Source organism: Rhodococcus sp. NPDC057014, assembly GCF_042673295.1.
GTDB lineage: Bacteria > Actinomycetota > Actinomycetes > Mycobacteriales > Mycobacteriaceae > Rhodococcus_F.
The window spans coordinates 1-6,323 of record NZ_JBHUSF010000113.1 but is presented as its reverse complement, the minus strand read 5'-3'; the positions used below and the strand labels follow the sequence as shown (position 1 = coordinate 6,323).

At 69.7% G+C, this 6,323-nt stretch carries 4 protein-coding genes; 3 read left to right on the top strand and 1 reads right to left on the bottom strand.

Going from position 1 to position 6,323, the window contains the following annotated elements; all coding sequences use genetic code 11:
• Positions 1 to 4,350 (top strand): amino acid adenylation domain-containing protein (locus ACFTZB_RS21990; RefSeq protein ID WP_378434043.1); only part of this gene is annotated, 4,350 nt, incomplete at its 5' end.
• Here ACFTZB_RS21990 and ACFTZB_RS21985 read toward each other — a convergent pair.
• Complete coding sequence (locus ACFTZB_RS21985; protein WP_378434042.1) at positions 4,306 to 5,265, bottom strand: alpha/beta hydrolase; 960 nt, start codon at positions 5,263 to 5,265, stop codon at positions 4,306 to 4,308. The genes ACFTZB_RS21990 and ACFTZB_RS21985 overlap by 45 nt on opposite strands.
• A 92-nt stretch (positions 5,266 to 5,357) precedes the next feature.
• On the opposite strand from ACFTZB_RS21985, the gene ACFTZB_RS21980 reads away from it, so the two are divergent.
• Together ACFTZB_RS21980 and ACFTZB_RS21975 are read left to right on the top strand one after the other, a co-directional pair.
• Positions 5,358 to 5,699, top strand: a complete 342-nt coding sequence (locus ACFTZB_RS21980) for a YidH family protein (RefSeq protein ID WP_378434041.1) — start codon at positions 5,358 to 5,360, stop codon at positions 5,697 to 5,699.
• A 55-nt stretch (positions 5,700 to 5,754) separates the two neighbouring features.
• Positions 5,755 to 6,323, top strand: a 569-nt coding sequence (locus ACFTZB_RS21975) for an LLM class flavin-dependent oxidoreductase (protein ID WP_378434040.1), incomplete at its 3' end; no start/stop codon positions are given.

Here is a 6,323-nt window from a genome sequence, read left to right as displayed (position 1 = left end):
CTGCCGGGGTTCATGGTGCCGTCGGTGGTGGTGGTGTTGGGGGAGTTGCCGGTGACGGTGTCGGGGAAGGTGGACCGCGCCGCACTACCCGAACCCGAGGCTCCGGTGCGGATATTCCGGGCGCCGGCCACGCCGTTCGAGGCCGTCGTCGCCGACGTGTTCGGTGAGGTCCTCGGCGTCGACCGCGTCGGGGCCGAAGACCACTTCTTCCGTCTCGGGGGAGATTCGCTGTCCGCCACCCGTGTGGTCGCCCGCGTCGACGCGGCTCTCGGCGTCGACGTCGGCGTGCACGCCCTGTTCGAGTCGCCGACCGTGGCGGAGTTCGCGGAACGCGCGGCGAAGTCCGGTGCGCCGGCACACCGGCCGGAACTGCGGGCGGCGCCGCGGCCCGCGCGAATTCCGCTGTCCCTGGCCCAGACCCGCATGTGGTTCCTCAACCAGTTCGACACCTCCTCGCCCGCCTACAACATCGCCATGGCGTTCCGTCTCACCGGCGCACTCGACCTCGACGCCCTGCAGGCCGCGGTGTCCGACGTGGTGCGACGCCACGAGACGCTCCGCACCAGGTTCCCGATGGCCGGCGAAGAACCGGTGCAGGTGATCCTGCCCGCCGCCGATGCGGTTCCGGACCTGCCCGTCACCGCGGTGTCCGGCGAGGCGGAGTTGCGGGACCTGCTGTCGGCGGCGGTCGCGCAGGGATTCGACGTCACGGAACAGATTCCGTTGCGGGCGGCCGTGTTCGAGATCACCGGCACCGACCGGACGCTGCTCGTGGTGGTCCATCACATCGTCGCGGACGGAGTGTCGATGGTCCCGCTCGCGCGCGACGTGACGACGGCCTACACCGCCCGGGCGGCCGGGTACGCCCCCGACTGGCCACCGATCACCGTCCAGTACGCCGATTTCACGCTCTGGCAGCGCCGCCTCCTCGGCTCGGACGACGATCCGCAGTCGCTGGTGTCGCAGCAACTGGACTACTGGCGCAGCACACTGGCCGGGCTCCCCGCCGCGCTGGACCTGCCCGCCGACCGCCCACGGTCGCTGCACCGCACACCGGACGGGAGCAGGGTCGGGTTCGAGATCGACGCCGACCTGCATCGCCGGCTGCTGGCGACGGCGTCCACACACCAGTCGACGGTGTTCATGGTCGCGCACGCCGCTCTGGCCGCGTTCCTCGCGAGAATGTCCGGCACCGGGGACATCGCCGTCGGCACCCCCGTCGCCGGACGCGGCGAGGCTGCACTCGACGACGTCGTCGGAATGTTCGTCAACACCGTCGTCCTGCGGACCGTCGTGTCCGACGCGGACCGGTTCTCCGACCTGCTCGACCAGGTCCGCGACGTCGACCTCGCCGCGTATGCGCACGCGGAGCTCCCGTTCGAGAAGGTCGTGGAAGCACTCGATCCGCCCCGCTCCACGGCGCATTCACCGCTGTTCCAGGTGCTGCTCGAATTCCAGAACGTCCAGCGCCCCGACCTCTCACTGCCGGGCGTCGAGGTGCGCGGCATCGACCTCGGTGCCACGATCGCCCGGTTCGACCTGCAGCTGACACTGGCCGAGGAGTACACGGACGACGGAACACCGGCCGGCATCACCGCCGGTTTCTCTTACGCCACCGACCTTTTCGACGCCGAGACCGTCGCGGGCCTGGCAGACCGGTTCGTCCGGATGCTCGATGCGGCCGTATCCGATTCGTCGATCCGGGTCGGCGACCTCGAGATCCTCGACGCCCTCGAACGGGACGAACTCGTACCGATGCGCGGCTTCCCCGCGGTCGCGGAACGCCTGCTGCCCGACGTCCTCACCGCGGGTGCCGCGCTCGCACCGGGTACGACCGCGGTGTCGTGCGGCGGCGTCACGCTGTCGTACCGGGAACTCGACGAGCAGTCGAACCGGCTGGCCAGGGCGCTGATCGACCGCGGCGCCGGTCCGGACGCCTTCGTCGCGATCGGGGTGCCCCGGTCGATCGACTGGGTGTTGTCGGTGTGGGCGGTCGCGAAATCGGGGGCGGCCTACGTGCCGGTCGACCCCGCGCTGCCACCCGCGCGCACCGGCGGCATGCTCGAGGATTCGGGTGCGATGCTCGGGCTGACGGTGACCGCGCACCGTGACCGGCTGCCCGGGGTGGTGCCGTGGCTGCTCCTCGACGATCCCGGCGTCGTGAACGGATATTCCCGCGACCCCGTGACCGACGCCGATCGTCTGCGTCCGCTGAGAGTCGAGCACGCCGCGTTCCTGCTCTACACGTCGGGATCGACGGGAACGCCGAAGGGTGTCGTGCTCACCCACGGCGGACTCGCGAATCTCGCTGTCGAGGAACGGGAACGCTTCGCGTCGATGCACGGGGCGCGGGTGTCGCACCTGGCGTCGCCGAGCTTCGACGCGTCCCTGTTCGAACTGCTGATGGCATTCGCCGTCGGCGCGACACTGGTGGTCGTGCCCCCTACGGTGCTCGGGGGACGGGAACTGGCCGAACTCCTCGCGCGCGAGCACGTCTCGCACGCGTTCTTCACCCCCACCATCCTCGACACCCTCCGACCCGAGGACCTGCCGTCCCTGCGGATTCTCGCCGTCGCGGGCGAACGGTTCCCGCCCGAGATCGCCGACCGCTGGTCTCCGGGACGGTTCGTCTTCAACGGATACGGACCCACCGAGGCGACGGTGCAGACCACGATCAGCGAGGTCCTGTCGCCCGACGAATCGGTGAACGTCGGCGGTCCGGGGCGGGGTGTCGACGTCATCGTGGTCAACACCTGGTTGCAGCCCGTCCCGGTGGGGGTGATCGGCGAACTGTACGTCGCGGGACCGGGACTAGCGCGCGGCTATCACCGGCGTCCGGCGCTCACGGGTGCGTCCTTCGTCGCGAACCCGTTCGGCGAACCCGGCTCCCGCATGTACCGCACCGGCGACCTCGTGCGGTGGACCGAGATCGGACGGCTGGAGTATGTGGGACGCAACGACTTCCAGGTGAAGATCCGGGGACAGCGGGTGGAGCTCGGCGAGATCGAATCGGTGCTGGCCCGCTGCGACGGCGTCGGCCGGGCGGCGGTCGCGGTGCACAACGGCACCGGCGACCGGCTGGTGGGATACGTGACGGCGCAGGACGGTGCGAGCATCGACACCGCCGAGGTCCTCCGGTACGCCGGGTCGCACCTCGCGCCGTACATGGTGCCCGCCCAACTGGTGGTGCTCGACCGGCTGCCCGTCGGCCGCACCGGCAAACTGGACCGCCGGGCGCTCCCCGCCCCCGTGCTCGCGCCCCGGGAGTTCCGGGCACCGGCCACCCCGGTGGAGGAGGCCGTCGCAGAGGTCTTCGCCGAGGTGCTCGGCATCGACCGTGTCGGGGCCGACGACGACTTCTTCGAACTCGGCGGCAACTCGCTCGTGGCGACCCGGGTGGCGTCCGGGCTCCGGGACCGGCTCGGCACCGACGTCGTCCTGCAGTGGATCTTCCGCAACCCGACCCCGGAGGGCCTCGCCCGGAGGATCGTCGACCCGTCGGTGCTCGGAAGCATGCCGGCGGACGACGTGCTGAACGTCGTCGTCCCGCTCCGGGCGTCCGGTGCGCAACCCGCTCTGTTCTGCGTGCACCCGGCGGGCGGACTCGCGCTGGGCTACGCCGGACTGATCGGGCACCTCTCGCCCGACCGTCCGGTGTACGGTCTGCAGCTGCCGATCCTCAGCGGCGGAACGACGTTCGAGTCGATGGAACAACTCGCTCACCGGTACGTGGTCGAGATGCGTGCCGTCCAGCCCCGGGGGCCGTACCACCTGCTCGGCTGGTCACTCGGCGGTGTCATCGCCCAGGCGATCGCCGTGGAACTCCGTGAGTCGGGCGCCGAGGTCGGCACCCTGGCGATGATGGACAGCTACGTCGCGGAGGGCGAAAACTTCGGTGACCTCGAAGTGAACGCCGAGGAGTGGTTGCACGGGCTGGGCGTCGAATTCGAGGGCAGCGACGACGCGGGCACGTCGTACCGCGAGCAACTGCTCGACATGCTCGGGCGCTCGTTCGGCCGGGACCCCGCGTTCGCGTCGACCCTCCTCGGCCGCATCAGCACCGGGCTGGAGAACTCGAAGCACATCTCCACCGGACACCGCCCGCGCGTGTTCGACGGCGACCTGCTGTTCTTCAGCGCCGCACAGTCCGCCGAAGGGGAGGAAGGCGAACGGCCGTCACCGGGCGTCTGGCAGCCCGCGATCACCGGTGTGATCGTCGAGAACAAGGTGGAGTGTGACCATCTGCGGATGACCACACCGGAGGCCCTCGCGGTCATCGGGCCGATCCTGGAGAAGTCCCTCGGGTCACGCCCCGATCGCGCTGCCGATGACGGGCCAGGACTCCCGTAGCTCCGTCTCGAACAGCCCCCAGGAATGGGTGCCCTCCGAGAGGTACGCGAACGTCGCCGGAATCCCCAGCGCCTGCAACCGCGACTGGAACGCGGACGCACACACGTTGGTCACCATCTCGACCACACTGCCCCCGATCGTCTGGGGCACCACCAGCACCGGGTCGTGGTTGTCGATGCCGCCGGGAAGCCCGTTGCCGCTCGAGACGAACAGCTCTGTGCCGCGCAGACGTTCGGCGTTCACCATCGGATCGTGCACCCGCCACTGCGGGTCCACGGCCGGGCCCCACATGTTGGTCGCGTTGCCGCCGCCCCGCAATTCCACCATCGACCGCACCATCGCCTGGCCGAGCAGTCCGCTCGTCGCGGCGCAACCGCTGTACGAGCCGACGGCCCGGTAGAATCCCGGGGCCTGGATCGCGAGGTCGAGTACCGCGCCGCCCGCCATCGACACCCCGCCGATGGCGTTCGCCCCGGTGGTCGCGAACCGGCCGTCGATGGCGGCGGGAAGTTCGCTCGTCAGGTACGTCTGCCATTTGTTCCTGCCGAGGACCGGGTCGTCGGCATCCCAGTCGGTGTACATGCTGTACTGCCCGCCTATCGGCATTACCACGTTGACGTGCTTGTCGGTGAAGAAGTCCCGCACACCGGTGTTGTTGAACCAGGAGATCCCGTCCGAGCCGCCGCCGATGCCGGTGAGGAGGTAGAAGGTGGGCGCCGGACCTCCCGACGCCGGAGAGATCACGTCGTTGGCCACCCACCGGCCCATCGACTCCGAATAGACGTCCACCCTGGTGATGCGCGGCTCCGCCGAAGCAGGCGACGGCCCGAGCGCCGCCCACGCGGAGAAGACCAGCAGCATCACCGCCGGCACACGCAGAGAGATCGCGGATCGCAGAGCTTCGAACGGTCGCATGGACGCCCCCTGGCTGTGGCCTGCCCCTCCAATCTAGGACTGCGGGGTACCTGCTTGGTGCGGTTCCCGTGAACCGGTGTAAAGATGATTCGGTGACCGACAACGACCGGCCCGACGAACGTTTCACGCTCGCGAGCGAGCGGACGTTCCTCGCCTGGATGCGGAGTTCACTCGCACTCCTGGCCGGTGGCATCGCGATGATCCACCTGGTCCCCGAATTCAGCACCGGATGGGTGCGGACGACCCTCGGACTGATCCTGATCGGTCTCGCCGCCGCGGCGGCCCTCGTCGGCATGCGGCGGTGGTCGCAGGTCGAGAAGGCGCTGCGCGACGGCGCACCGATGCCGCCGCCCCACGAGTTGTGGTTGTTCGCGGTGGCCCTGACGGTGGTGGCACTGGGAGCGGCGGTCGCCAGCCTGGTGGCCGCGCTCTAACCTGCAGAAGAGGTTTGCATCTCGCGAACCGGACGTGAAGACGAAGGAGTACACGGTGGCCCACGAACTCAAGCTCGGTTACAAGGCGTCCGCGGAACAGTTCGGTCCGCGGGAGTTGGTGGAGCTGGGTGTGCTGGCGGAGGCGCACGGCATGGATTCGGCGACGGTGTCGGATCATTTCCAGCCGTGGCGCCACGAGGGTGGTCATGCGCCGTTCTCGCTGGCGTGGATGACGGCGGTGGGGGAGCGGACGGAGCGGTTGCAGTTGGGGACGTCGGTGATGACGCCGACGTTCCGGTACAACCCGGCGGTGGTGGCGCAGGCGTTCGCGACGATGGGCTGTCTGTACCCGGGGCGGATCATGCTCGGTGTCGGAACCGGCGAGGCGCTCAATGAGATCGCGACCGGTTTCGCCGGCGAATGGCCGGAATTCAAGGAGCGGTTCGCGCGGCTGCGGGAGGCGGTCCGGTTGATGCGGGAACTCTGGCTCGGTGACCGGGTCGATTTCGAGGGCGACTACTTCACCACCAAGGGGGCGTCGATCTACGACGTGCCCGAGGGCGGGATCCCGGTGTACATCGCCGCGGGCGGCCCGGTGGTGGCCCGGTACGCCGGTCGCAGCGG

Bases quoted from the DNA above. Each gene is read 5' to 3' on its own strand.
- ACFTZB_RS21985 (WP_378434042.1), bottom strand. From the start codon at position 5,265: ATGCGACCGTTCGAAGCTCTGCGATCCGCGATCTCTCTGCGTGTGCCG.